Below are 26,091 nucleotides of genomic sequence, written 5' to 3' on the forward strand. Positions count from 1 at the left end.
CTAAAGCAGGTTTTTTTTATTTGAATCTTTAAAAAATTACTCACCCATAAATGGATATCTGTAATCTGTTGCAGGAACAAAAGTTTCTTTAATTAAACGTGGAGAAACCCAACGTAATAAATTAAGTTTAGAACCTGCTTTATCGTTAGTTCCACTATTTCTTGCACCACCAAATGGTTGTCTTCCAACAACGGCACCAGTACATTTATCATTGATGTAGAAGTTACCAGCTGCATTTTGTAAAATATCGGTTGCTAAACTTGCTGCATAACGATCTTTAGAGAAAATAGCACCTGTTAATGCGTAAGCACTTGTATTGTCTACAACGTGTAGAGTTTCTTCGTACTTATCATCTTCGTATACATAAATAGTCACTACAGGTCCAAAAAGTTCAGTTTCCATAGTAGTATACTTAGGATCGGTAGTTACAATAACCGTAGGCTCTACAAAATAACCTTTAGATTTATCATAATTACCTCCTACAATAATCTCTGCATCTTTGTCTTTTTTAGCTTGGTCTATATACTTCGCTAACTTATCAAAAGAACCTTCGTGAATAACTGCATTAATGAAGTTTTCCATATTTTCAGGAGAACCCATTTTAAACGATTTTACATCGGCAACCAATTGTTCTTTAATTTCTGGCCAAAGACTTTTTGGCATGTAACAACGTGATGCAGCACTACATTTTTGCCCCTGAAACTCAAACGCTCCTCTTGCAATAGCAGTAGAAACTTCTTTAGGATTAGCAGAAGGGTGTGCCATAATAAAATCTTTACCTCCAGTTTCTCCAACTATTCTTGGGTAAGTTTTATAATTGTGAATGTTAGCTCCAATTTTTGCCCAAATATTTTTAAATACTGTTGTACTTCCAGTAAAGTGTATTCCAGCAAAATCTGGACTAGCTAATACAGTATCAGTGATCATTTCAGGATCTCCCATAACCATATTAATTACCCCTGCAGGTACGCCAGCTTCTTGGAAAACATCCATCAATACTTTTGCAGATAACATTTGGCTGTCACTTGGCTTCCAAATTGTTACGTTACCCATTAATGCAGCACTTGCAGGAAGGTTACCAGCGATAGCTGTAAAGTTAAACGGAGTAATAGCATAAACAAATCCTTCTAAAGGTCTGTGTTCAACACGGTTCCAAGCAGAAGAATCAGATTCTGGTTGCTCATCATAAATTTGCGTCATGTACTCTACGTTAAAACGTATAAAATCTACAATTTCACAGGCAGAATCAATTTCAGCTTGGAAAATATTTTTAGACTGACCAATCATGGTGGCCGCATTCATTTTTTGACGGTATGGACCAGCAATTAATTCGGCAGCTTTTAAAAATACAGCGGCACGTTGTTCCCACGGTAGGTTAGCCCACTCTTTGCGAGCTTCTAATGCAGCTTCAATTGAATCTTCTATATTTTTTTTCTCAGCTAAATGATATACTCCCAAATTATGTTGGTGATCGTGTGGTGGGTGTATGCTAGATGTGTTGTTAGTTCTAACTTCTTTATCACCAATATAAAGAGGTACATCTACTTTTTGGTTGTATAAATCTTTGTAAGTGAGTAATACTTCTTCTCTTTCCGGAGTACCCGGAGCGTAACTTTTAATTGGCTCGTTTTCTGCCGGCGGAACGTGAAAAAATCCTTTCCCCATAATATTTTTTGTTTTTTTGTTTCGTAAATTATTTTCGGCATAAATATAAGTAAAATATGCCAACATGATTTTGGTTTCAAGCTAAGGTTTTCTTAAGTTGTGTTAAGTAAATTTAAGATTTCCAAAATTATGTGTACTCTAACCTTTTTTCCGCTTAAAGCGGAAGATCACTCCTTTGTGTTTACCTCTAATAGAGATGAATCTATAGATAGACCAACTTTACCACCTAAACATTATATGGAAGATGAGATAGATTTGTGGTTCCCAAAAGATGAAATTGCTGGGGGAACTTGGGTCGGGGTTAGTTCTTGGCAACGCTTAGTGTGTTTGATGAATGGAGGTTTTGAAGCGCACCAACGTAAACCACAATACAATATGAGTAGAGGAGTGGTGGTAAAAGAAGCTTTAAAAACTGAAAACATTGAACATTTTTTTGAAAATTTTAGTTTAACTGAGGTGGAACCTTTTACACTTATCAATATAGAATTTAAAAGTGATTTGAGAATCTTCAAATGGGTTTGGGATGGAGAGCAAAAACACCTATTTAATGAACAGGTAGAATCTCAAATTTGGTCAGCTTCTATGACTTATGATCAAATTCAGCGAAAATCACGAGAAAAATATTGGCAAGAATTTTTAAAATCTCATGCCGATATTTCTGAAAAAGAAATTTTAAATTTTCATCATCAAAAAAAAGGAGATTTAGTTATTGATAGAGGAATATTGAAAACAACAAGTATTACGCAGGTAGTAATCAAACCTAATCAAAAGCTTATTAAGTTTGAAGATTTAAAAAATAATGAAATATCTAAACTAGAAATTAGTTAAGGGCAAATGGAGCACTTAATTTAAAAGAAGGGATTAAGACTTTAAACTTTCTTGTAGATGTAAAGTTGACCATATTGTAATGTCCACTCATCGATCCAAAAGGAGAAGTGATAAGGCAGCCGCTACTATAAGTGTGAGATTCGCCAGGTTTAATAACAGGTTTTTTACCAATAATACCTTCGCCTTGAACAATTTCACTTCTGCTTAAAGCATCTTTAATTTTCCAAAAACGGGAAGTGAGTTGTACCGAATCATTACTTTGGTTTTCAATAGTAATACGATAAGAAAAAGCAAAGTGAATTTTGTAGTTCTTCAAGAAAGTGCCTTGAAAACTAGTCTTTACAGAAATCTTGATGCCTCGTGTTACTTGTTGAATCATAATCTAATAGATTGCAAACGTCCCAAAAAATGAAATTATTGTAGCAAACAATGCTAAGGTAATAAATATAGTATTTAAAAACACAAACTTAACAATTGTTTTCCAAGTTTTTTGCTCATAAAATCTCTTTAGCGCTAAATAAAAATGAATATTATAGACGATGAATAATAAGAAATAGATACTGCTAAAGCCTGTGATGTCTTTAATTGTAAGTGCTATCGCGTAAGTGAAAAAGAAAAAAGATTGATTATTGAAAGTAAACACTAAATGCTCCATATAATTATAAGAGGTTCTCCCGAAGCTTAACCATACAAAAAGAGCTGAGATGGGGATGAAGCAAAATATTATAAAAGGAAGCTTACTAACCATATACGATATAAAGCTAGACGGGTCTTTCATGACTTCTTTTACTTGTAATGTTTTTTTATAGTAATAAGAATTTAGTCGCGTGTGGGTATGATTTAGTTCTTCTAATGCTACTAGAGATGAAGGTTCTTTTTTTATCTTGTAATATTCGTTGTAAATACCAATTCTTTTCGATGATGAATTAAGAAAGGAAAGTTTCTCTAATTCCTCTTCGGAATAATAGGCAGTTGAATTTTTAAAGTTTTCTATAGATGTACATTCACTCTCGGTGCTTGTAATGATATCTTTAAAAGCGTTCTCGGTTTCGTTCTGATAGGAAAGTTTTATTCCGTAAAGGATAAAGATGATCAAAGCGAGGCTAAGAAAAAATCTAAAAGGGTTTACATAAGTGTTTCTTTTCCCAGAGACATACTCTTTTGAAAGTCTTCCTGGAGAAAAAAGTAACTTCCTTAAGGTCTTATAAACTCTAGAATCGTAGGCGAATAAACCTCCAAAAAATTCTGACGCAAAATCCTTGAAACTGAGCTTTTTTGTAGAGTTTAACTGTCCGCAATAATGGCAAAAACGATCGCTTTTATCTAATAGAGCATCACAATTTAAGCATTGAGAGCCTCTATATTTATAAGAAAACCTAGAGTTTTTCATAGAGGCTTATGCTTATTAAATTAGTTGGTAATATTTCTGCTATTCGCGCTTCCTACGCCAATAATCCTGTCATATCTTCCGCCAAGTTCTCTATAGTATGCTAGCACGTTGTACTGATTTTCGGTTTCATCAAAATCACCAGAAAAATAACCTTCATTAATGGTTCCGTCTTTTTCTAATAATACATATTTATAATTGTAGAACCCTTGTTTAAAAAGACGTTTGGTTTCGTAAAAGTCTTTTTTAGTATTATAGGTGAGCTTTGTAGAATCGTCTAAAGTGTAATTGTTGAAATTTCCGTAAATATGAATTTCTCCACCATTTAAACGTTCGTAATTGCTTAAATAGAAATGAACCCAAGTATATTCAGACTGTATAGTAGCATCGTCTCCTTGTATGGTGTTAACAACAAAATTCCCGTTAATGTCTGGGTTGTATGTATAAGTGTCAAATTTTCTTACTTTGTCGGCATATAAATAGGTGTTGTAGATATCTATAAGTTGAATAGATCTAATGTTTAGTGTAGACGCGCGAACATCTTTATTATCAAAAAATATAAATTCATTCCCTCCCCAAAATGAAGCTTCTTGGTCATACCTATAAATTAACTCATTGCCTACAGAATATTGCGGTTTAAGGTTGTAAATAGATTTCTGAAGGTTATTATTAGGAATAATAAGCGTCTTTAGGTTTTGATCGGGATTTCTTATTAAAATATTTTCTCCGCCATTTACAGAGAAATTTACTACCTGCTTGGTGTTGATAAACTTTAAATCTCTAGAACGTTTTACTTGTACTTTAATAATGGCAAGATCTTCATACACCATAAACTTTCTAGAAAAAACCAAATCTCTATTTTCATCCCATACCTTAATCATATAATTCCCACTCACTTTAAGGTTGCGAGTATTTTTATTTGGGATGGTTAGATTATAGTGAGAGTAAATTTGTAGCGTATTAAAAGAGTTTTCATAATTTAAAATTCGCACGTCATCAAACCCAGTCATAAACTCATTCTTTGATAAATTGGAAGGAGTCCAGTCAAAATTATAATGTTCAATGGTGTAAAAATAATCAGCTTCATCTCCTATAAGGTCATCAAACTCTAAGACCACGGGTTGTCCTAAAGATATAATTGGGGTACCTGCAAACTCTTGTTCTCCTTTAAATTGAATAGTTCTTATGTATTCTGGCGGAGTAGTTTCTAATTCTTGCCCTATCAATAAGAGATTAAAAAAGAAAAATACGATGGCTAACGAATAGTGTTTCATAAATCAACAAAATAATTGCGGTTAAATATACATAAAATGTGCCGTTTTCACGGAAGTAAATCTACTTTGTAAAACTAGTTTATTTAGAATTTATATAAATAAGCAACTTGTAATTAAGTTTGAAGCTAGAAGAGGATTTAATTATTAAATTTGCAACCGCGAATATTAACTTATACAAGATTATGTCAAAAGACATTAAAGTTAGGAAAGGTCTAGATTTGCGCTTAAAAGGGGAGGCTGAAAAAACCATCTCTAACGCTCCAAAATCTAAGACTTTTGCAATAAAACCATCAGAATTTCACTTAGTTGTTCCTAAAATGATGGTCAAAGAAGGAGCGAAAGTAAAAGTGGGAGATCCCATTTTTTATTCCAAAGACAATAAAGATATTAAAATTGTTTCACCTGTTAGTGGTACTTTAACCACTATAGAAAGAGGTGCTAAAAGAGTGATTTTAAGTATCATTATCGAAGCTGATGCTCAGCAGGAAGTAAAGGATTTAGGTTCTTTAAATGTTGAGAGCTCAGATGCAGAGGTGCTTAAGTCGAGACTTTTAGAAGGTGGTTGTTGGCCATTTATAAAGCAACGTCCTTATGACGTGATCGCTGAGGCAGAAACAATGCCAAGAGATATTTTTATTTCAGGATTTTCATCAGCTCCATTAGCACCAGATTATGATTTTGTGCTAAACGGAAAAGAAAAAGAACTTCAGGCTGCGTTAACCGCTTTGTCTAAAATGACAGAAGGTAAAGTACACGTAGGAGTAAGAGACAAAAAGTCTTCTGTGTTTTCTTCTTTAAAAGATATAGAGTTACATTCAGTAGAAGGGCCACATCCAGCAGGGAATGTAGGTACTCAAATTGCAATGATTGCTCCAGTAAATAAAGGAGAGACAATTTGGACACTCGATGCTCAAAACTTGGTGACTATAGGTGAGTTGTTACTTACTGGTAAATTTAATCCAGAAAGAACAATTGCAGTAGCAGGTTCTAGTGTTAAAGCTCCTAAATACTACCGTACCGTTTTAGGTAGTAACCTTAGCGGGATAGTTAGCGATGCAGGTCTTAACGAAGACAATGTACGTGTAATTAGTGGTGATGTTCTTACAGGTAAGAAAGAAGCTAAAGATGGATTTTTAGGTTACAATGCAAATATGGTAACCATAATCCCTGAAGGGGATGATTATGAATTTTTTGGATGGAATAAGCCAATTTTCAATAAAGTATCTACTTCTAGAGCATTAACTTTTTCTTGGTTATCACCTAATAAGAAATATGAGCTGAACACAAATACAAATGGTGAACATAGAGCTTTTGTACTTACAGGAAATTATGAAGAAGTTTTTCCTTTAGATATTTATCCGTTACAAACTCTTAAAGCTTGTATGGTGCAAGACTTAGATCAAATGGAAGTGCTTGGAATGTATGAAGTTGCTCCAGAAGATTTTGCTTTGACAGAATTTATATGTGTATCTAAGCAGCCGCATCAAGAGATTATTAGAAAAGGATTAGATTTAATGTATAAAGAAATAGGATAGTATTATGGGATTGAAAGAAAATTTACATAAGCTAAAGAAAAAGTATGAGGGTAAAAAAATGGCCCCAGCATTTAATGCATTGCATACTTTTTTATACCTGCCAAATGAAACTACTCATTCTGGTTCACATGTTCGTGCAGCAGATGATTTAAAGAGAACTATGAATACGGTTATTATGGCCTTGGTTCCTTGTTTGTTATTTGGGGTGTTCAATGCAGGATACCAGCATTATGCAGCTTTAGATGAAAGTTTAAGAGCAGCTCCTCTAGAGAACTTTTTTACGATGGATAATTTCTTAATGGGATGTCTTACCATCTTACCGTTAGTTATTGTTTCTTACGGAGTAGGTCTTGCAGTAGAATTTTTATTTGCTGTAATTAAAGGTCACGAAGTTGAAGAAGGTTACTTAGTAACAGGGATGTTAGTTCCACTTATCGTACCAGTAGATATTCCATTATGGATGCTTGCTGTAGCGGTTATTTTTGGAGTAGTTATAGGTAAAGAAGTGTTTGGAGGAACAGGAATGAATATTCTTAACCCAGCACTAACTATTCGTGCTTTCTTATTCTTCGCATATCCAACTTGGATGAGTGGAGATAAAGTTTGGGTACACGGAGCAGTAGAACGTTCTAAAGAAATTGCTGGAGGAGCTAATTTAGATGCGATTTCTGGAGAAACTATTTTGGGGAGCTATGCGCAAAACCAAGAAGTAATGTATAGTTTACAAGATATGTTCTTTGGTTTTATTCCAGGATCTGTAGGAGAAACTTCAAAACTCTTAATTATTATAGGAGCATTATTTTTAATCTTTACCAAGGTTGGAAGTTGGAGAATTATCTTAAGTACACTTATAGGTGCTTTAGTAATGGGACTTATATTTAATGGTGTTGTAGATGCAGGATGGATAGAAAATACTTCTAAGTTTTACGGATTAATGAGTTTACCTTTCTGGGAACACTTATTAGTTGGAGGTTTGTTGTTTGGAGCAGTTTATATGGCGACAGATCCAGTGACGGCTTCACAAACTAATAAAGGAAAATGGATTTACGGTTTCCTTATCGGATTTATCTCTATTATGATTAGAGTATTTAATCCAGCTTATCCTGAAGGAGTTTTCTTAGCAATTTTATTAATGAATGTTTTTGCTCCAACCATAGATCATTATGTTCTTCAAGGGAATATCAAGAGAAGACAAAAACGTTTAAAAGTTAAAACAGCATAACCATGGCAATTAATACAGATAAAAATAGCTATACCGTCATTTTTGCTATCATTATGGTGGTGGTTGTAGGTTCTCTACTGGCAGGATTCGCTAGCGGATTAAAGCCTATGATTAAAGCTAACGAGAAATACGAAAAGCAACAGAATATTCTTTACGCTATGGGTGTAAATAATAATCAAGGGGCTAACGATGTAGAGTTTATTTCTACTGATAAAGTAGAAGCAGAGTTTAATACTTACATCAAGAAACAATTGGTAATTCAAGGAGATAAAGTAACCGAAAATGATGAGGCTTACTTAATAGATTTGAAAAAAGAAGAAACTAAAGCAAAAGATGATTCTTACGAGAGAAGACTTCCTTTGTTTGTAGCAGAAAAAGATGGTAAAGAGATTTACATTATGCCTGTAAGAGGTAAAGGTCTTTGGGATGCTATTTGGGGATTTGTGGCTGTAGATAAGTCCATGACAATTCAGGGAGTTTACTACGATCATAAAGGAGAAACTCCAGGTCTTGGAGCAGAAATTAAGCAACGTTACTTTATGGATGATTTCACAGGAGAAAAGTTTCTTAATGGAGATGCGTTTAAAGGTATTGATGTTTCAAAAAGCAACAATGATCCTAAGAATACAGATACTTCAGACAATCAAGTAGACGCTTTAGCTGGAGCAACCATTACTGGTACTGGTGTAGCTACGATGCTAAAGAAAGATGTTAAAATGTATGTACCTTATTTTCAATCATTAAATAAATAAGCCATGGGACTATTATCAAAAAAAGATTCAAAATTAATCACAGACCCATTAGCAGATAACAACCCAATTACTATTCAGGTATTAGGTATCTGTTCTGCATTAGCAATTACGGCACAATTAAAACCGTCAATTGTAATGGCTATTTCGGTAGTGTTTGTATTGGGAGTAGGAAACGTAGTGATTTCTTTAATGAGAAACATTATTCCTTCAAAAATTAGAATTATCGTTCAATTAGTAGTAGTGGCGACATTGGTTATTATTGTAGACCAAGTTTTAAAAGCTTTTGCTTATTCACTCAGTAAAGAACTATCCGTATTTATTGGATTAATTATTACCAACTGTATTATTATGGGACGTTTTGAAGCATTCGCTTTAGGTAACGGTCCTTGGAAATCTTTCCTTGACGGAATAGGAAATGCAGCAGGTTATGGTTTAATCTTAATCATTGTAGGTTTCTTTAGAGAGCTTTTAGGTTCAGGAACTTTATTCGGATTTAAAGTATTAGGAGATTCTGTAGAAAAAACAGGACTATATGCTATAGGTTATGAAAATAACGGTTTTATGGTATTGCCTCCAATGGCTCTTATAGTGGTAGGTATTATCATTTGGGTACAAAGAAGTAAGAACAAAGAACTAATTGAAGAAAATTAATAGCAAAAACGCTATAAAATAAAATCATATGGAACATTTAGAATTATTTTTTAAATCCATTTTTGTAGATAACATGGTATTTGCATATTTCTTAGGAATGTGTTCTTATTTAGCTGTATCTAAAAAAGTAAGTACCGCTGTAGGGTTAGGAGCTGCTGTAATCTTTGTATTAACAGTAACTGTACCTTTAAACTGGTTATTAGATCAATATATCTTAAGAGAAGGAGCATTAGTATGGTTAGGAGCAGAATATGCAGACTATGATTTAAGTTTCCTTTCTTTTATTTTATTTATTGCAACCATTGCTACAATGGTTCAATTAGTAGAGATTATTGTAGAGAAATTTTCACCTTCATTGTATAACTCATTAGGTATATTCTTACCTCTTATTGCTGTAAACTGTGCCATCTTAGGAGGTTCATTATTTATGCAATCTAGAGATATTGGAACTTTAGGTTTAGCGCTTAATTATGGTTTTGGATCGGGTATAGGTTGGTTTTTAGCCATCGTAGCTATCGCTGCAATTAGAGAAAAAATACGTTATAGTAATGTGCCTGCTCCATTAAGAGGTTTAGGAATTACATTTATTATTACAGGATTAATGGCTATCGGGTTTATGAGTTTTGGAGGAATGTTAACTGGGGGAGAAGAAAAGAAACCTTCTTTAGATGGTAATCCAGAAAATGTTGGTTTTAACGAAGAAACCATAGAAGAGAGCGATGTACAATCTTCAGGAACTACTTTTGTGGTTTCAGAACACAATACAAATCAATAATATGTTTTTAGCAGCAAGCACATTAGGAGTAGTAATTGCAACAGTTTTAGCCTTTTTGGTTCTTACTTTATTATTAGTTGCATTACTATTATTTACAAAACAAAAACTTTCACCATCAGGACCTGTAACTATTACTATCAATGATGAGAAGAAAATTGAAGTAGACTCTGGAGGAACTCTTCTTTCTACTTTAGGAAATCAAAAGATATTTTTACCATCAGCTTGTGGTGGTGGGGGTACTTGTATTCAATGTGAGTGTCACGTTTTAGAAGGTGGAGGAGAAGCTCTTCCAACTGAAACTCCTCATTTTTCGAGAAAAGAATTAAAAGAAGGAGCTCGTTTATCTTGTCAGGTAAAAGTAAAACAAGATATGAACATTCATATCCCAGAAGAAGTTTTCGGGATTAAGAAATGGGAAGCAACTGTTGTTCGTAATTATAACGTAGCCTCTTTTATTAAGGAATTTGTAGTAGAAATTCCTGAGGATATGAATTACAAAGCAGGAGGTTATATTCAAATTGAAATTCCTCCTTGTGAAGTAAAGTTTGAAGATATGGATATTACTGCTCACCCAGAAGAGCATGAAACTCCAGACAAATTTCAAGACGAGTGGGATAAATTTAAATTATGGCCACTAGTTATGAAAAATACAGAGACTGTAGAACGTGCATACTCGATGGCTTCTTATCCTGCAGAAGGAAGAGAAGTGATGTTAAATGTTCGTATTGCTACGCCTCCATTTGATCGTGCTAAAAACGATTGGATGTCTGTAAATCCTGGTGTGGCTTCAAGTTATATTTTTAACTGTAAGAAGGGAGATAAGGTAACTATTTCTGGTCCTTATGGAGAGTTCTTTATCAACGAGTCAGAAGCGGAAATGCTTTATGTAGGTGGGGGAGCTGGAATGGCGCCAATGCGTTCACATCTTTATCACCTATTCAAAACGCTTAGAACTGGAAGAACTGTTACTTATTGGTATGGAGGTCGTTCTAAGAGAGAATTGTTCTATATTGAACACTTTAGAGAATTAGAAAGAGAATTTGATAATTTCAAATTTTACTTGGCCTTATCGGAACCAGCAGAGGAAGATAACTGGAAAGTAAAAGATGATATTCATGCAGAAGGAGACGGTTTTGTAGGGTTTATTCACCAAGTGGTAATAGATCAATATCTATCTAAACATGAAGAACCAGAAGAAATTGAATTATACTTCTGTGGACCACCATTAATGAACAAAGCTGTTCAGAAAATGGGTGAAGATTTTGGTATCCCAGATGAAAATATCCGATTTGATGATTTCGGAGGATAAAATAAAAAAGCCGCTTTTTGAAAGCGGCTTTTTTATTTTGCAAATTTTTTCATTTAAAATTTCTATCTAGTTCTAAAGCTTTTCTAGGATTGATAATTCTTTTTCGGGAGTATGATTTACGTTGTAATTGAAGATCTGAGAACAGTCCATAATATTATCTATCTTTTCTAATTTGCATAAGTAACTAATGACTTCTGTTAATCCATTAAATAAATCATCTTTGGTGTTTTTTCCCTTCTTTTTATAATGAGCCAATGGTGTTTTATATCCGCATCCCTTTAAAAAAGTTTGTTCGATCTCTAGTAATTCTATAGGTTGAAAACCGTAAAATTTTCTCCCTAAGCGTTGATGTATAAGGCCAACATAACTTAGCTTTCCAGAACCGTGATGATCTGTTAAATACTGCCAGGCAGTTGAATTATTGCATATATTACCAACAGCGCACTGAGAATGGCATTCTGGATTTAATTGGTTACTATGAAAAGCTTTATAAAGTTGACTGATAGCATGGTCAAAACGAGGTGTTAGGGATCTCATAAGCTTTAGTTTTAACTAAAGTTAATTAAAAATCAGCAAAACCACATAATTAGACTTTAGATTAACAGTTTAATACGTTCGGTTTATATTAATATAAAATGCTTCTTATATTTGTAAAATGAATGAGAAATTAACAGAACAAGAACTACATAACCTTGCAATGAATATTGTAGGGGAGGACTTAGAAAAACAAGGCTTTGAATTTTTAGCTGTAAATTCTAAACTCAAACGGAATCCTCAGTTTGTAGTTCAAAAGGGAAAGCAAATGAGTTTTATAGTGGTAAAAGCTATTTGTCATCCTCAAAAAGTAGCAGATATGGATAAAACACTTGTGCAAAAAGTGAAAAATCATGGAGAAAAATTTGATGCTACTACCTATTACGCTGCAGTAGGATTGGGACATGGTAAAGATTTTGAAAAACCAGTTCTTAAAGATGAAGATTACGCCCAATTATATCCTGGATTAAAACTCGTATAATGAAATACCTATTAAGTTTATGTTGTATTTGGCTATTAATATCTTGCCAAGACGAAAAAGATAAAGAAACATTTCTTGTGGGGAATGCTTTTGGTACAGAGTATCATATTAAATATTTTCAAGAAGAGAATTACGAAAATCAAATAGATTCTATTGTAAATCAATTCAATCAATCGCTAAGCACTTATTTGCCTACAAGTGATATTTCAAAGATTAATTCGGGAGATTCAACAATTGAAATAGATGATTCATTTCAAAAAGTTTTTAGGATTTCTCAACGTATTTATAATGAGAGTAAAGGTTATTTTGACCCTACAGTTGGTGTTTTACGCAATGCCTATGGTTTTGGAGAAGATAAACCTTTAAAGGTCATAGATAGTGTGATTTTAGATTCCTTACGACAAATGGTAGGTTTTTCTAAAATCCGCTTGACGGAAGCAAATCTAATCCGTAAAGAAAATAAAAATACCTATTTAGATTTTAATGCGATAGCTAAAGGTTATGGTATAGATATTATAGGTCAATTTTTAGAATCTAAGGGAATAGAAAACTATATTATAGAATTGGGGGGAGAGATAAGAGTTAAAGGAAAAAATATTTTAAAAAATAAAGCTTGGCTAGTGGGGATTGAAGGAATACAATCTCAATTAGAAGATCGTAGTTATACCCATACTTTAAAGTTGAAAGATGAAGCTTTGGCTTCAAGTGGGAATTATAGAAAATTTAGAGTTGACAGTCTTAGCGGAAATAAATACGTGCACACTATTAATCCTTTAACAGGAAAAGCAGAGCAAGGTGATATTACAAGTGCTTCGGTAATTGCAGAAACTTGTGCTGAAGCTGATGCTTATGCCACCACGATTATGGCTATGGGGCATGAGAAAACCCAAGTGTTTTTAAATCGCGTTCAAAATATTGAAGTTTACTATACGTATTTAGATAGTAATAATGAGGCTCAAGAATTTATGTCTGTCGGGTTTAAAAATAGAATTGTAGAATAAAAAACTCTACATATCTATTGCTAAAGTCAAAATATAATTTGATCTGCTAAAATCTACTGAAGCTCTTTCTTGAATTCCGGTTTGTAAAAGATTAGCGTTATAATCTTGGGAAGAGTAGTCATACGCGAAATCTAAGCGTAATTTTCCGAAATCGTATCCCAATCCACCAGAGTAACCATTAAGTTCGCTCATAGTATTAGAATTCGGACTTTCTTCATAGCGATAACCGCCTCGTAAACTCCATCGTTGTATCCTGTATTCTCCACCAAGTCTATATGTGGAAGCAGCATCAAAATTGTTTTCAAAATTTTGATTTTGTATGCGGTAATCAGTGTTGTTGTCGTAGCCAGGACTCAATTGCATATTTGAGTAGTCCTTATAACTATAATCAAAACTTAGGATTCCTGTTTTTCCAAATACTAACCCCAAACTACCTACAAGTTTTCCTGGAGTTCTTAATCTGTAATTAGGAAATATATTAGTGACAAACGGGTCTACTTCTTGGCCTCCAAACTCATTGCTATATGAATAAAGATATTGAGAAGTTTCATCAGATATAGTATACCAAGTAGGAGATTCATAACTAGCACCTAATCTTAAAAATTCATTTACTTTGGCGATTGCACCTACTTGAAAAGAAAAACCAATACCAATAGTACTTAAATTATTTTGAAAAACTACTTCGTTAATTTCACTAGAACCTCCAATGCTTTCATAGTACGAAGTGGATCTTTCGTAGTTGATAAAATGACTGTTTAAATTTAATCCTGCATAAAAATTATCAAACAATTGCATAGATCCGTTTACAGAAAACTTTCCATTTAAACCTGTTGAACGGTAATTGTAATCTTGAAAAACCGAATTACTATTTACATTAGAGGTATAAGAAGTGTTATTTGTATCATCACTTACAGGATCAAAAAGAAAAGCATTATACCCAAGGAAGGCGTTTTGCAAATCTGTATTCGAAAAACCTTCATTATTAAAATTTCCCTCTCCTAAAAAGATGTATCTATCTTGTAAAGAAAATGAATTTAAAAGGTCTAGAGGAACACCGTTAGCGAGATCAACAAAATAGTCTCCAATAGAACTTTCGTTATTTCCTGCAGCGTTAAATCGATTATCTAAAGATTTTTTCTGGTCGTAAGTAATACCAATAGTAAATTTAGATACATTGGCATCTGGGTTGCTATTGTTGAAAACAAAAACAGCACCAGCTTGTGGAATGAAAAAATTATTATTACTTCTATTAGAAGCGCTGCCTTGGTATAGGACATCATTTTCATAAGATTCATTAGCTAATGAAAATGAAGCGAAATTATGTAAGAAAACAGAAGAACCAGCAGGATTCACCTTTAAAGAAGAAATATCTCTTCCTAAGGCTCCAAACGCTCCTCCCATAGCAACAAATCTAGCAGTACCCGACAAGTCTTCAGAAGAAAACAATAAAGCATCATTACTAGATTGAGCATAGTTGCCCCAAGTAAATATAAAACTGAATATTATAGCAAGGTTAAATTTCATAATCTTTCAAAATGGGTTTAGGTGCAATTTTATCTTCTTCTAGATGTTCTTCCGCTTGAAGAACTTCCGCTGCTTCTAGAACTTCTTGTAGATGATCCTGAGCTATTACTTCTTGTTGAAGGTGAAGAAGACCTAGTTGTTGGTGTGCTTCTAGTAGATCTAGTATTAGAAGATCTCGTTCTCGAATTATTATAAGTAGGAGAAGATGATCTAGTGGTTCTAGAACTATTATTATAATAGCTATTTCTGTTATTTGATCGTGTAGAACTACTTCTTGTGGTAGTTCTTGTCCTAGAGTTGCTATTGTATCGGCTATTAGAACTTCTTCGCGCATTTATATTGCTAGAATTCCTAACGTTAGTGTTTCTTCTTGCTGTAGAAGCGTCACGTCTGGTATAATTTGAATTCCTACTAGATGTAGCGGCATTTCTTCTGTAGTCGCTTTTCGCAACATATCTACCTCTATTATTTCTGCCGTTGTTGTGATAAGCATAGCCGTAGTTTCCATAGTAGTAGGGATTATTATAATATCCTCCACCATAGTATCCGCCATAGCCATAATAACCATAACCTCCGCCATATCCGTAGTAACCCCAAGGTCTATAGTAGCCGCCCCATCCCCACGAGGAGAAACCTATATTCCAACCGTTATAAAATCCGCCACCATAACCCCATGATGCGTAATAAGGGTCATAAAACCCGCCATACATATATGGATTATTATCATAATAGTTAATCGTTACATTTGAAGAATTAGAGCCCCAACCTCCCTCACTATTATTGTAATTTCCTTCATCATAATATTCTTCTTCATTATTTATATTTTGAGTATTGGGATTGTTATTTGAAGAATATGAATCTACATCTGTAAATACAGCTGTTTCTTCATTATATTGCTGAGCTTCATTTATTTTTTCGCTTTGTTCAGCAAAGTAATTTTCGTAATAATTATCTGGTTTTATGGTTTGAGAAGTTTCATTTTTAATAACTTTATTATTGCTGGCATAAATTCCATCTTCTTCATAAGTAGAATTATCGTATGAGCCGCAAGAAATTAGAGTGACAACTGCGAATAAATACATTGGCAGTTGAATGATTTTTTTAATATTTATGTGATGATATAGCATATCTTACGGTTTTAATTGTTGAACATATCAAATTTAATTAGTTTTGTGCGAACTAACAATTCATTAACATAAACACAACATTTGTGCCAAATCTTATATATGGGTAATAAGCTAACTGAAAGAAACAAAGATTATTCTAAATGGTATAACGAATTAGTAGTGCAAGCAGATCTTGCTGAAAATTCGGCTGTTAGAGGCTGTATGGTTATAAAACCATATGGGTATGCAATTTGGGAAAAAATGCAGGCAGAATTAGATGCTAAGTTTAAAGAGACAGGGCATCAAAATGCTTACTTCCCTTTATTTGTGCCTAAAAGTTTATTTGAAGCAGAAGAGAAAAATGCAGAAGGTTTTGCTAAAGAATGTGCGGTGGTTACTCATTATAGGCTTAAAACCGATCCAGAAGATAAATCAAAATTAATTGTAGATCCTGAAGCTAAACTAGAGGAAGAGCTGGTGGTTAGGCCAACTTCAGAAGCTATTATTTGGAATACCTACAAAGGTTGGATTCAGTCTTATAGAGACTTACCAATTCTCATCAATCAATGGGCTAATGTGGTACGTTGGGAAATGAGAACACGTTTATTTTTGAGAACTGCAGAGTTTTTATGGCAAGAAGGACATACAGCTCATGCAAGCAAAGGTGAGGCCTTAGCTGAAGCTAAGCAGATGAATAATATTTATGCTAATTTTTTAGAGAACTTTATGGCTATTCCTGTGGTGCAAGGATTAAAGTCAGAAAGTGAGCGATTCGCTGGTGCGGAAGAAACTTTTTGCATTGAGGCTCTAATGCAAGATGGGAAGGCTTTACAAGCAGGAACTTCGCATTTCTTAGGACAAAATTTCGCCAAAGCTTTTGATGTGAAATATGCTAGCAAAGAAGGGAAATTAGAACACGTATGGGCTACAAGCTGGGGTGTTTCTACAAGACTTATGGGGGCTTTAATTATGACGCATAGTGATGATAAAGGATTAGTTTTACCTCCCAAATTAGCGCCTAATCAAGTCGTAATTGTACCTATTTACAAAGGAGAAGAGCAACTTAAGGAAATTTCAGAAACCGCAAATGAATTAGCGGCAGAGCTTCGAGAAGCTGGTATTTCTGTTAAATATGATAACCGTGATACTCATAAACCTGGATGGAAGTTTGCTCAATATGAATTACAAGGAGTTCCGTTAAGAATAGCTATTGGCCCTAAAGATTTAGAAAAGGGTACCGTTGAACTTGCAAGAAGAGATACGTTGACGAAAGAATTCGTAAATCAATCAGAAATTGTAGGAAAGGTAAAAGGCTTAATGGTAGAAATTCAAGATACTTTGTTTCAAAAAGCTTTAGATTATAGAAGTGAGCATACCACCAAAGTAGATACGTTTGAAGAGTTCAAAAATGTTTTAAAGACTAAAGGAGGTTTTATTTCGGCTCATTGGGACGGAACTATAGAGACAGAGACTAAAATAAAAGAACTTACTAAAGCAACGATTAGGTGTATTCCTTTAGAGGCTGATAAAGAGGATGGTAAATGTGTGTTTTCGGGCAATCCTTCTAGTCAAAGAGTTCTTTTTGCTAAGGCTTATTAAAATTTTTTTAAAATTTTTTTACTTAAGTTTTGGTACATTGGAAATAAGTATTATTTTTGCATCCGCATTGAAATAATAACGGTCCGTTCGTCTAGGGGTTAGGACGCATGGTTTTCATCCATGTAACAGGGGTTCGATTCCCCTACGGACTACAAGAGTAGAGCATATTGCTCAATTGAAATATTAATAATTAATGGTCCGTTCGTCTAGGGGTTAGGACGCATGGTTTTCATCCATGTAACAGGGGTTCGATTCCCCTACGGACTACAATCAAAAATAAATAAACCAAAGAGTTATGGCAAATCATAAGTCGGCATTAAAGAGAATACGTAATAGTGAGGTAAAGCGTTTAAGAAACCGTTACCAACATAAAACTACACGTAATGCCATAAAGAAGTTGAAGGGTGCAGATAAGAAAGAGGCTGAGGCATTATTTCCTTCTGTGGTTGCAATGATTGATAAATTAGCAAAGCGTAATGTGATCCATTCTAACAAAGCGGCTAACTTAAAATCAAAATTAGCAAAGCACGTAGCGGCTCTATAAATTATTATAATTTATACTTACAATATTTAAAAGCTCCTTTTTTAGGGGCTTTTTTTGGTAGAATTTTTTATCTTCTGTCTTAAATGTTAAATAAAAAAGCCCTAACGAATTCGTTAGGGCTTTTTTATTAGTTATTATAAAATGGATTGTTATCCATTCATAGAGATTAAAAACTCTTCGTTATTTCTAGTTTGTTTTACTTTGTCGTTAATGAACTCCATTGCTTCTATAGGGTTCATATCTGCTAAATATTTTCTAAGCACCCACATACGCTGTATGGTAGCTTCATCCAAGAGAATATCATCTCTTCTTGTGCTTGAAGAAGTAAGATCGATAGCTGGGAAAATTCTTCTGTTAGATATTTTTCTATCTAATTGAAGTTCCATATTACCTGTACCTTTAAATTCTTCAAATATTACTTCGTCCATTTTTGAACCAGTCTCGGTAAGCGCTGTAGCAATAATAGATAAAGATCCACCACCTTCAATATTTCTAGCGGCACCAAAGAAACGCTTAGGCTTGTGTAATGCATTGGCATCTACACCTCCACTTAGTATTTTTCCACTAGCAGGTTGTACTGTATTGTATGCTCTTGCTAAACGGGTAATCGAATCTAAAAGAATAACAACATCGTGCCCGCATTCAACTAGTCTCTTTGCTTTTTCAAGAACGATATTAGCTACTTTTACGTGTTCGTGAGCTTCTTTGTCAAAAGTAGAAGCAACAACCTCTCCGCTAACGTTACGTTGCATATCGGTAACCTCTTCTGGGCGTTCATCTATTAAAAGTACAATTTGATAAACTTCAGGATGATTGGCAGCGATAGCATTTGCAATATCCTTAAGAAGCATTGTTTTACCTGTTTTAGGTTGAGAAACAATCATTCCTCTTTGTCCTTTTCCAATAGGAGAAAATAAATCGATGATTCTCGTTGAAACTGTACTTTGCTTTTCGGCGATATTGAATTTTTCCTCAGGGAATAGCGGAGTTAAGTGTTCAAAAGACACACGATCTCTTACTACTTGAGGGTCTAAGCCGTTAATTTTATTGATTTTAATAAGAGGAAAATATTTCTCCCCTTCTTTTGGTGGTCTTATTTGTCCTAAAACAGTATCTCCAGTTTTTAAACCAAAAAGTCTAATTTGAGATTGTGATACATAAATATCATCAGGAGATGATAGATAATTATAATCAGAAGATCTTAAAAAACCATACCCATCTTGCATGATGTCTAAGACACCTTCACTTTCTATGATGGCGTCAAATTCGTAATCTGGCTCACGGTAACGATTTCTTTTATCTCTATTCCCGTTATTCTTTGGGTGGTTAGATTTAGGATTTTCTTTTTTTCCTCGTGTATTGTTATCTTTATTAGATTTATGCTGAGGAGTTTTTCTATCCTGCTCTTTAGAAGGAGTGTTTTTAGATGAAATTTTAGGTTCATCTTTCTTCTCTTCTTTATGGGTAGGATTATGAGTAGGTTTTTTAGCAGGAGCTTTCTTATCTACGGGAGAAGTTTTCTCTTCTTTATTTTGCTTAGGAGCGGGCTTACGCTCTCTCTTAACCGGTGTTTTTTTAGTAGGAGCAGGCTTATTTTCTGCAGTATCATCTTTTAAAGCTTCTTTTACCTTATTAGGGTTGGCAGCTTGATAATCTAAAATTTGATAAACTAAATCTAATTTTTTTTGGGTTCTGTACTTAGGTACATTAAGTGATTTTGCAATTTCTTGAAGCTCAGGAAGCTTTTTTGCTTTTAATTCAGATATTTCTAACATTTAATAAAGAGGTATAATAATATTTTCTTAGAATAAAGTTTCTAAAATTTCAAAGTAGATTTTTTTGAAAAAAATTTGAAGTTATAAGTAACCTTTATTGAAGTGGTTACGACTAGTTTATGCAATTATACAACTTTATTTTTAAATTTAAACTTTTAGAATACAATTAATATTATATTTTTGTGCTCAGAGAATTAAAAAAACAATGATTCAAAGAATACAAAGTTTATATCTACTACTTGTAGTTTTAATTACCACTTTAGGAGCTTATTTTTTAAGCCTTTGGGTAACTGAGGCTGGAGAAGAGGTGTTTGCCTTAGACAGGTCTTACGTAGGTTTAGCATTATTACTGAGTTGTATTATGGCATTCTCTACTATATTTCTTTACAAAGACAGAAAACTTCAATTTGTAATGAACAGATTGAACATCATATTAAACTTTATTTTACTAGGATTTTTTGTTTACTGGTCGCTAATCATACCTGGAGAAATGCAAATTTCAGAGAAAGGTATTGGGATGTTTCTTCCTATTATTTCTATCGTTTTACTTGTAATGGCTAATAAAGCCATTAAGAAGGACGAAGCGCTTGTAAAATCTGTAGACCGTTTACGATAAACCTAACATCTTAGTAGTATTAGTGCGTAAGAACCCAGGAGATTTTTCTTCTGGGTTTTTTAGTTATTAGGGCAAAACCCTCTGGGTCGGGCTATTCGCTATAGCTTTTATTCCGCGAAAGCCTCATAAAAGGCTGCCGCTGCTATCCCTTTTGCAAAAAAATTATCGTGTTCCCAATTCGATTACTTCTAAGTTTTTAATTTCGGCTTGTTCAACCTCAAACCGAAGCATGGTTCTTACTTGATGAAAACCATGTTTTCCACACGCTCCAGGATTCATGTGTAATAAACCTAACTTTTTGTCGGGCATTACTTTTAAAATGTGAGAATGTCCAGAGATAAAGAGTTTAGGCGGATTTTCTGTAATTTCTTCTTTTATTGCAGGTGAATATTTATTGGGGTATCCACCAATATGAGTGATCCAGACATCAACACCTTCACATATAAACCTATTATTCAGCGGAAATTCCTTTCGAGCTTCGTGGTTATCAATATTTCCAAAAACTGCACGTAAGGGTTTTATTTCTTTTAATTTATCGGTTACATTAAGATCTCCAATATCTCCCGCATGCCAAACTTCATCCGCTTGACGGGCGTACGCTAAAATTCTATCATCTATATAACTGTGGGTGTCGCTTAAAAGTAAAATCTTTTTCAAAATGGATATGGGTTTTCTAAGGTGTAGAAAAATATGTTTAAGTATCTTTGCACGGTAAAAATAAGAATTAAGATTGAAGTATTTTATTGATTTATCTTTTAACGGAAAAGACTTTTTTGGATGGCAAAGACAACCCAATGTTATCACTGTGCAAGAAGTAATTGAAGATAAGTTGAGCATCGCTTTGCAAGAAAATGTTGAAATTGTAGGTGCAGGAAGAACCGATACGGGAGTTCACGCAAAACAAATTTTAGCTCATTTTGAAACACAAAAAAAATTTATTGTTCATGAATTTATTTTCAAGTTAAACACGATGTTGCCACCTAGTATTTCGGTAAATAGGTTATTTGCAGTGCAGCCTAAAGCTCATGCAAGATTTGATGCCATTGCCAGAGAGTATAAATATTACGTAGATACTCAAAAAAATCCCTTTAGTAACGCAACTGCTTACTATATTAAGAAAAATATTGATGTTGAAGCGATGAATGAAGCTGCAAAAATCTTATTGGATTATAAAGACTTTGAATGCTTCTCCAAGGTTAAAACCGATGTGTTTACGTATAATTGTAAGATTTCCTATGCGCATTGGGAGAAGAAAGAGCATCAATTGATATTTACCATTAAAGCCGATCGATTTTTACGAAATATGGTTCGAGCAATTGTAGGAACTTTATTAGAAATAGGCGTGGGTAAAAGAAATATAGAAGACTTGCATCACGTTATTCAAAGCAAGAACCGTTCTTTAGCAGGAAAATCAGTAGATGCTAAAGGCTTATTTTTAACACAAGTAGAATACCCAAATTCAATATATTAAAAAAATGGCGAATAAAACAGGAAATGCTTTTGATTTTGGTTTGTTTAGAAGATTGCTTAAATATACCAATCCTTATAAATGGACATTTTATTTTGTCGCTTTTGCTGCAGTATTACTTTCACTGCTAGGTGTTTTACGTCCTTATTTAACTAAAATTACAATTAACGACAGCATTGTTCCTAAAGATAATGATAACCTTATATTTTATGTAGCTTTAATGCTAGGGGTGCTTGTTTTAGAAGTAATTTTTCAATTTTGTTTTATTTATTTCGCCAATTGGTTAGGGCAAGAAGTAATTAGAGATATACGTGTTAATCTCTTCGATCATATGTTGCAATTTAAAAAGCAATATTATGATCAGTCTGCTGTAGGACGTTTGGTAACCAGAGCGGTAAGTGATATAGAAACGATAGCGAGTATTTTTAGTCAAGGTTTATTTATGATTATAAGTGACTTGCTAAAAATGTTAGTGGTTTTGGTCTTTATGTTTTTTCAAGATTGGAAACTAACCTGTTTAGTTTTAGCGGTACTTCCGTTTATATTATATGCTACGAGAGTATTTCAGCAAAAAATGAAAATTGCTTTTGAAGAAGTAAGAACGCAAGTTTCTAATCTTAATTCTTTTGTTCAGGAACGAATTACGGGTATGAAAATTCTACATATTTTTGGAAGAGAAGCTATAGAATACAAACGTTTTAAAGATATAAACCACAAACACAAAAAAGCGTGGATTAAGACAGTGTGGTATAACTCTATTTTCTTTCCAATTGCTGAAATGTCTAGCTCTATCGCTATTGGTTTAGTCGTTTGGTTTGGAGGTTTACAAATTACTAGCGGAGATACTTTAGACCTGGGTATTATCGTGATGTTTATTCAACTTATTCAGATGTTATTTCGTCCGTTAAGACAAATAGCCGATAAGTTTAATACTTTACAAATGGGTATGGTAGCCGCTAATAGGGTATTTGCAATCTTAGATACCAAGTCTAAAATAGAAAATACTGGTACGCTTACCGCGGAAAATTTAACCGGAGAGATCAAGTTTAAAGATATCCGCTTTAGCTATATTCAGGGAGAAGAAGTGGTAAAAGGTATTTCTCTGGAAGTTCACGCAGGGGAAACTGTTGCAATTGTTGGGGCTACTGGAGCAGGGAAAAGTACCATTATTAATTTATTAAGTAGATTTTATGAAACCGATAGTGGTGAAATTTCTATAGATAACACTAATATCAAAGAATTTACACTTCGTTCTTTACGAAATGAGATTGCAGTGGTGTTACAAGATGTATTTTTGTTTGCAGATACTATTATGAAAAACATTACTTTAGGTAACCCTGAAATTACCGAAGAAGAAGTAATAGATGCAGCCAAACAAATTGGGGTTCATAATTTTATAGCAACCCTCCCTAACGGTTATCATTACAATGTGAAAGAACGCGGAGTAATGTTGTCTAGTGGTCAGCGTCAATTAATAGCATTTTTAAGAGCTTACGTGAGTAACCCATCTATTCTAGTATTAGATGAGGCTACCTCTTCTGTAGATAGTTATAGTGAACAACTTATGCAAGAAGCTACAGATAAAGTAACAAAAGGACGAACATCAATTGTGATTGCGCATCGTCTGGCAACCATAAAAAAAGCAGATAAAATTATTGTAATGGATGCAGGAAAAATTGTAGAAATAGGAACGCACCACCAATTACTTCAGCAAGAAAATGGCTATTATAGAAATCTCTATGAAGTGCAATTTATGGAAGAAGAAGTAGGGGAGTAATGTTTTACTCTAAATCTTCTCTTAATTTATTACCTAATTCTTCATAGGATTCGAACATCTCAAATGAGCCATTTTTAATATAAGAGGTCTGTCCGGTTTCTTCACTTACTACTAAAGCTAAAGCATCAGTTTTTTCGGTAATTCCAACTGCGGCTCGATGTCTTAATCCAAAACGTAGTGGGATACTTCTATCGTTACTTACGGGTAAAATTACCCGAGTGGCCGTTATTTTATTCTCTTCAATGATTAAAGCTCCATCGTGTAAAGTACTGTTTTTGTAAAATATCGATTCCAAAATGGGTTGATTCAATTCAATATCCATAATGTCACCCGAATTTTTTATAAAATCTAAACTTGTACTTCGCTTAAGAACTATTAAAGCTCCCGTAGAACTTTTTCCCATACTTTCACAAGCTTTAATAATTGATGTAACATCGGTAGTTAGTTCTTTTTCGTCATCTCTTAAAAAACGCAGGTGTTTAATGAGTTTTCTCTTGTTTCCAAAATTGGTAGAACCTACCATTAATAAAAACTTCCTAATTTCTTGCTGAAAGACTACAATAAGAGCAAACATTCCTACTCCAATAAATTGCCCAAGAATGCTGCTTAGCATTTCCATTTGTAAAACCTGAGTTAGTTTCCATGCTAAGTAAACAATTACGATTCCTATAAAGATATTAATTGCAGCACTCCCTTTTACTAATTTGTAAATATAATATAGAAGTATAGCTACCAATAAAATATCAATGATATCGAGAATGCGTAAGTCTAGAAAATTGAAGGTTTCCAAATATTGCTTTTTTGTAAATTTATAAATTTAATCCTAAAGTTGAGCCACCAAGTCAATACATTCTTTGGCTTCTTTTACATCGTGAACCCTTAATAATTTAGCACCTTGTTGTAGAGCTAAAGTATTTAAAACACTTGTTCCGTTAAGAGCTTCTTTAGCTGAAATTTCTAAAGTTTTATAAATCATAGACTTTCTTGAAAGTCCAGCTAAAACGGGAATTTCGAGCACGTTTAATAAAGAAAGATTTTTAAGTAATTCAAAATTTTGAGAAGTAGTTTTAGCAAATCCAAAGCCTGGATCTAGGATAATATCGTGAATCCCAAAACTTCTAGCTTCAGCTACTTTATTAGAGAAATAGTAGATTATATCCTGTAAAAGGTCATCATACTGAGTTAATGATTGCATCGTTTTTGGCGTACCGCGCATGTGCATTAAAATATAGGGAACTTTTAATTCGCCTATAGTCTTCATCATTAATTTGTCTAGGCTTCCGCCGGAAATGTCATTAATAATTGCAGCTCCGCTATCAACAGCTTTTCTAGCAATTTCGCTTCTAAAGGTATCGATAGATAAAATAATATCTGGAAATTCTTTTTGTAAGAGTTCAATTACCGGCATTAGACGTTGCATTTCTTTTTCCGTGGAAACGTCTTCAGCATTGGGACGAGAGCTATATGCGCCAACGTCAATACAAAATGCCCCATCGGCAAGCATTTTTTCGGTTTGCTGAAGAATTTCTTGTTCATTTTTATAAGATCCACCATCATAAAATGAGTCGGGTGTAAGGTTAAGAATCCCCATGATTTTGGGAGTTTCTAGCGAAATAAGCTTTCCGTTGCAATTAATTGTCATATAAAGATAAAATAACTTTGAATAGTTGAAATATTTCTCCGAAATTTACGCAAAATACAGCGTTTTCATGCAAAATACTTCTTTACAATATGATTCGGTCATTTCTAAATGCCGAGAATTGTTTCAACATAAAATGAAAGATTATGGTAGCGCTTGGCGAATTTTACGTTTGCCGTCGTTAACCGATCAAATTTTCATAAAAGCACAACGCATTAGAGGCTTACAGCAAAATGCTGAGCAGAAAGTTGATGAGGGAGAAATACCAGAATTTATAGGAGTTATTAATTATTGTATTATGGCTTTAATTCAGCAAGAAAATGGGGTGGCAGAGCAACCCGATTTTTCTCTAGAGAAAGCGTTAGAACATTATGATCGGCAAGTAAATGTCACCAAACAATTGATGGAAAATAAAAATCATGATTATGGGGAAGCTTGGCGAGAAATGCGAGTGAGTTCATTAACCGATTTAATTTTACAAAAACTTCTTCGCGTAAAACAAATAGAAAATAATAAAGGAAAAACAACCGTAAGTGAGGGGATCGATGCAAATTATCAAGATATGATTAATTATTCCGTATTCGCCCTTATTCTTCTTAACTTCCACGAATCTTAAAAATAATAATTGT

Annotated in this window: 26 protein-coding genes and 2 tRNA genes; 17 read left to right on the forward strand and 11 right to left on the reverse strand. The window is 33.7% G+C overall.

What is annotated here, in order from left to right:
- Positions 1–36: 36 nt before the first annotated feature.
- Positions 37–1,665 (reverse strand): L-glutamate gamma-semialdehyde dehydrogenase, encoded by a 1,629-nt coding sequence (gene pruA, locus FT986_RS04460; protein ID WP_147864042.1) that lies wholly within the window; start codon positions 1,663–1,665, stop codon positions 37–39.
- Positions 1,666–1,794: 129 nt separating this feature from the next.
- Between pruA and FT986_RS04465 the strand changes: the two genes are divergently transcribed.
- Positions 1,795–2,493 carry an NRDE family protein gene (locus FT986_RS04465; protein ID WP_147864043.1) on the forward strand — a complete coding sequence of 233 codons (699 nt, stop codon included), beginning with the start codon at positions 1,795–1,797 and terminating at the stop codon, positions 2,491–2,493.
- Here the strand turns inward: FT986_RS04465 and apaG are convergent.
- Genes apaG through FT986_RS04480 form a run of 3 tightly spaced genes read right to left on the reverse strand, consistent with a single transcriptional unit; the run spans position 2,486 to position 5,154 of the window.
- Positions 2,486–2,872, reverse strand: a complete 387-nt coding sequence (apaG, locus tag FT986_RS04470; protein WP_147864044.1) for a Co2+/Mg2+ efflux protein ApaG — start codon at positions 2,870–2,872, stop codon at positions 2,486–2,488. The genes FT986_RS04465 and apaG overlap by 8 nt on opposite strands.
- A gap of 3 nt (positions 2,873–2,875) precedes the next feature.
- The gene (locus tag FT986_RS04475) at positions 2,876–3,883 is read right to left on the reverse strand and encodes a DUF3667 domain-containing protein (protein ID WP_147864045.1); all 1,008 of its coding nucleotides are present in this window, start codon (positions 3,881–3,883) and stop codon (positions 2,876–2,878) included.
- A gap of 20 nt (positions 3,884–3,903) precedes the next feature.
- Positions 3,904–5,154: a DUF5103 domain-containing protein gene (locus FT986_RS04480; RefSeq protein ID WP_147864046.1), complete on the reverse strand. Its 1,251-nt coding sequence runs from the start codon at positions 5,152–5,154 to the stop codon at positions 3,904–3,906.
- Positions 5,155–5,336: 182 nt separating this feature from the next.
- On the opposite strand from FT986_RS04480, the gene FT986_RS04485 reads away from it, so the two are divergent.
- Genes FT986_RS04485 through nqrF form a run of 6 tightly spaced genes read left to right on the forward strand, consistent with a single transcriptional unit; the run spans position 5,337 to position 11,398 of the window.
- Entirely contained in the window at positions 5,337–6,689 is a 1,353-nt protein-coding gene (locus tag FT986_RS04485; protein ID WP_147864047.1) for a Na(+)-translocating NADH-quinone reductase subunit A, read from the forward strand.
- 4 nt (positions 6,690–6,693) lie between these two features.
- Positions 6,694–7,911, forward strand: coding sequence for an NADH:ubiquinone reductase (Na(+)-transporting) subunit B (locus FT986_RS04490; protein ID WP_147864048.1), 1,218 nt, complete (start codon positions 6,694–6,696; stop codon positions 7,909–7,911).
- 2 nt (positions 7,912–7,913) lie between these two features.
- Positions 7,914–8,663, forward strand: coding sequence for a Na(+)-translocating NADH-quinone reductase subunit C (locus FT986_RS04495; protein WP_147864049.1), 750 nt, complete (start codon positions 7,914–7,916; stop codon positions 8,661–8,663).
- 3 nt (positions 8,664–8,666) lie between these two features.
- On the forward strand, positions 8,667–9,314 hold the full coding sequence (locus FT986_RS04500; protein ID WP_111541729.1) for an NADH:ubiquinone reductase (Na(+)-transporting) subunit D: 648 nt from the start codon (positions 8,667–8,669) through the stop codon (positions 9,312–9,314).
- 28 nt (positions 9,315–9,342) lie between these two features.
- Positions 9,343–10,089 (forward strand): NADH:ubiquinone reductase (Na(+)-transporting) subunit E, encoded by a 747-nt coding sequence (nqrE, locus tag FT986_RS04505; RefSeq protein ID WP_111541730.1) that lies wholly within the window; start codon positions 9,343–9,345, stop codon positions 10,087–10,089.
- A 1-nt stretch (position 10,090) separates the two neighbouring features.
- The gene (gene nqrF / locus FT986_RS04510) at positions 10,091–11,398 is read left to right on the forward strand and encodes an NADH:ubiquinone reductase (Na(+)-transporting) subunit F (RefSeq protein WP_147864050.1); all 1,308 of its coding nucleotides are present in this window, start codon (positions 10,091–10,093) and stop codon (positions 11,396–11,398) included.
- Between the two features lie 72 nt (positions 11,399–11,470).
- Here the strand turns inward: nqrF and FT986_RS04515 are convergent, their stop codons facing one another.
- Entirely contained in the window at positions 11,471–11,935 is a 465-nt protein-coding gene (locus FT986_RS04515; RefSeq protein WP_147864051.1) for a Na(+)-translocating NADH-quinone reductase subunit F, read from the reverse strand.
- A 118-nt stretch (positions 11,936–12,053) separates the two neighbouring features.
- On the opposite strand from FT986_RS04515, the gene FT986_RS04520 reads away from it, so the two are divergent.
- The gene (locus FT986_RS04520) at positions 12,054–12,413 is read left to right on the forward strand and encodes a Na(+)-translocating NADH-quinone reductase subunit F (protein ID WP_147864052.1); all 360 of its coding nucleotides are present in this window, start codon (positions 12,054–12,056) and stop codon (positions 12,411–12,413) included.
- Positions 12,413–13,414: an FAD:protein FMN transferase gene (locus FT986_RS04525; RefSeq protein ID WP_147864053.1), complete on the forward strand. Its 1,002-nt coding sequence runs from the start codon at positions 12,413–12,415 to the stop codon at positions 13,412–13,414. The genes FT986_RS04520 and FT986_RS04525 overlap by 1 nt, the downstream gene beginning before the upstream one ends.
- Positions 13,415–13,420: 6 nt before the next feature.
- Here the strand turns inward: FT986_RS04525 and FT986_RS04530 are convergent, their stop codons facing one another.
- Positions 13,421–14,938 carry an OmpP1/FadL family transporter gene (locus tag FT986_RS04530; RefSeq protein ID WP_147864054.1) on the reverse strand — a complete coding sequence of 506 codons (1,518 nt, stop codon included), beginning with the start codon at positions 14,936–14,938 and terminating at the stop codon, positions 13,421–13,423.
- A gap of 29 nt (positions 14,939–14,967) precedes the next feature.
- Positions 14,968–16,065 (reverse strand): hypothetical protein, encoded by a 1,098-nt coding sequence (locus FT986_RS04535; RefSeq protein ID WP_147864055.1) that lies wholly within the window; start codon positions 16,063–16,065, stop codon positions 14,968–14,970.
- 99 nt (positions 16,066–16,164) lie between these two features.
- Here FT986_RS04535 and proS point away from each other — a divergent pair, with 99 nt between their 5' ends.
- The 4 genes from proS (at position 16,165) to rpsT (ending at position 18,187) form a co-directional block, all read left to right on the forward strand.
- Complete coding sequence (gene proS, locus FT986_RS04540) at positions 16,165–17,643, forward strand: proline--tRNA ligase (protein WP_147864056.1); 1,479 nt, start codon at positions 16,165–16,167, stop codon at positions 17,641–17,643.
- Between the two features lie 80 nt (positions 17,644–17,723).
- A tRNA-Glu gene (locus FT986_RS04545) sits at positions 17,724–17,795 on the forward strand.
- A 43-nt stretch (positions 17,796–17,838) separates the two neighbouring features.
- Positions 17,839–17,910, forward strand: a tRNA-Glu gene (locus FT986_RS04550).
- Between the two features lie 28 nt (positions 17,911–17,938).
- Positions 17,939–18,187, forward strand: a complete 249-nt coding sequence (gene rpsT / locus FT986_RS04555; RefSeq protein WP_111541739.1) for a 30S ribosomal protein S20 — start codon at positions 17,939–17,941, stop codon at positions 18,185–18,187.
- 149 nt (positions 18,188–18,336) lie between these two features.
- Here rpsT and rho read toward each other — a convergent pair whose 3' ends face one another.
- Positions 18,337–19,962 carry a transcription termination factor Rho gene (rho, locus tag FT986_RS04560; RefSeq protein ID WP_147864057.1) on the reverse strand — a complete coding sequence of 542 codons (1,626 nt, stop codon included), beginning with the start codon at positions 19,960–19,962 and terminating at the stop codon, positions 18,337–18,339.
- Positions 19,963–20,167: 205 nt separating this feature from the next.
- Between rho and FT986_RS04565 the strand changes: the two genes are divergently transcribed.
- Positions 20,168–20,578, forward strand: a complete 411-nt coding sequence (locus FT986_RS04565) for a DUF4293 domain-containing protein (RefSeq protein WP_147864058.1) — start codon at positions 20,168–20,170, stop codon at positions 20,576–20,578.
- A 162-nt stretch (positions 20,579–20,740) separates the two neighbouring features.
- Here the strand turns inward: FT986_RS04565 and FT986_RS04570 are convergent, their stop codons facing one another.
- Complete coding sequence (locus FT986_RS04570; RefSeq protein WP_147864059.1) at positions 20,741–21,235, reverse strand: metallophosphoesterase; 495 nt, start codon at positions 21,233–21,235, stop codon at positions 20,741–20,743.
- Between the two features lie 73 nt (positions 21,236–21,308).
- On the opposite strand from FT986_RS04570, the gene truA reads away from it, so the two are divergent.
- Positions 21,309–22,049: a tRNA pseudouridine(38-40) synthase TruA gene (gene truA / locus FT986_RS04575; RefSeq protein WP_147864060.1), complete on the forward strand. Its 741-nt coding sequence runs from the start codon at positions 21,309–21,311 to the stop codon at positions 22,047–22,049.
- 4 nt (positions 22,050–22,053) lie between these two features.
- Complete coding sequence (locus tag FT986_RS04580) at positions 22,054–23,823, forward strand: ABC transporter ATP-binding protein (protein WP_147864061.1); 1,770 nt, start codon at positions 22,054–22,056, stop codon at positions 23,821–23,823.
- A gap of 4 nt (positions 23,824–23,827) precedes the next feature.
- Here FT986_RS04580 and cdaA read toward each other — a convergent pair whose 3' ends face one another.
- Both cdaA and folP read right to left on the reverse strand, forming a co-directional pair.
- Positions 23,828–24,613, reverse strand: coding sequence for a diadenylate cyclase CdaA (cdaA, locus tag FT986_RS04585; protein ID WP_147864062.1), 786 nt, complete (start codon positions 24,611–24,613; stop codon positions 23,828–23,830).
- A 33-nt stretch (positions 24,614–24,646) separates the two neighbouring features.
- Positions 24,647–25,465 (reverse strand): dihydropteroate synthase, encoded by an 819-nt coding sequence (gene folP, locus FT986_RS04590; RefSeq protein WP_147864063.1) that lies wholly within the window; start codon positions 25,463–25,465, stop codon positions 24,647–24,649.
- 67 nt (positions 25,466–25,532) lie between these two features.
- Between folP and FT986_RS04595 the strand changes: the two genes are divergently transcribed.
- Positions 25,533–26,078 (forward strand): DUF1599 domain-containing protein, encoded by a 546-nt coding sequence (locus FT986_RS04595; RefSeq protein ID WP_147864064.1) that lies wholly within the window; start codon positions 25,533–25,535, stop codon positions 26,076–26,078.
- The last annotated feature ends 13 nt before the right edge of the window (positions 26,079–26,091 follow it).

It is taken from the genome of Mesonia sp. K4-1 (assembly GCF_008017825.1).
Taxonomy (GTDB): Bacteria; Bacteroidota; Bacteroidia; order Flavobacteriales; family Flavobacteriaceae; genus Mesonia.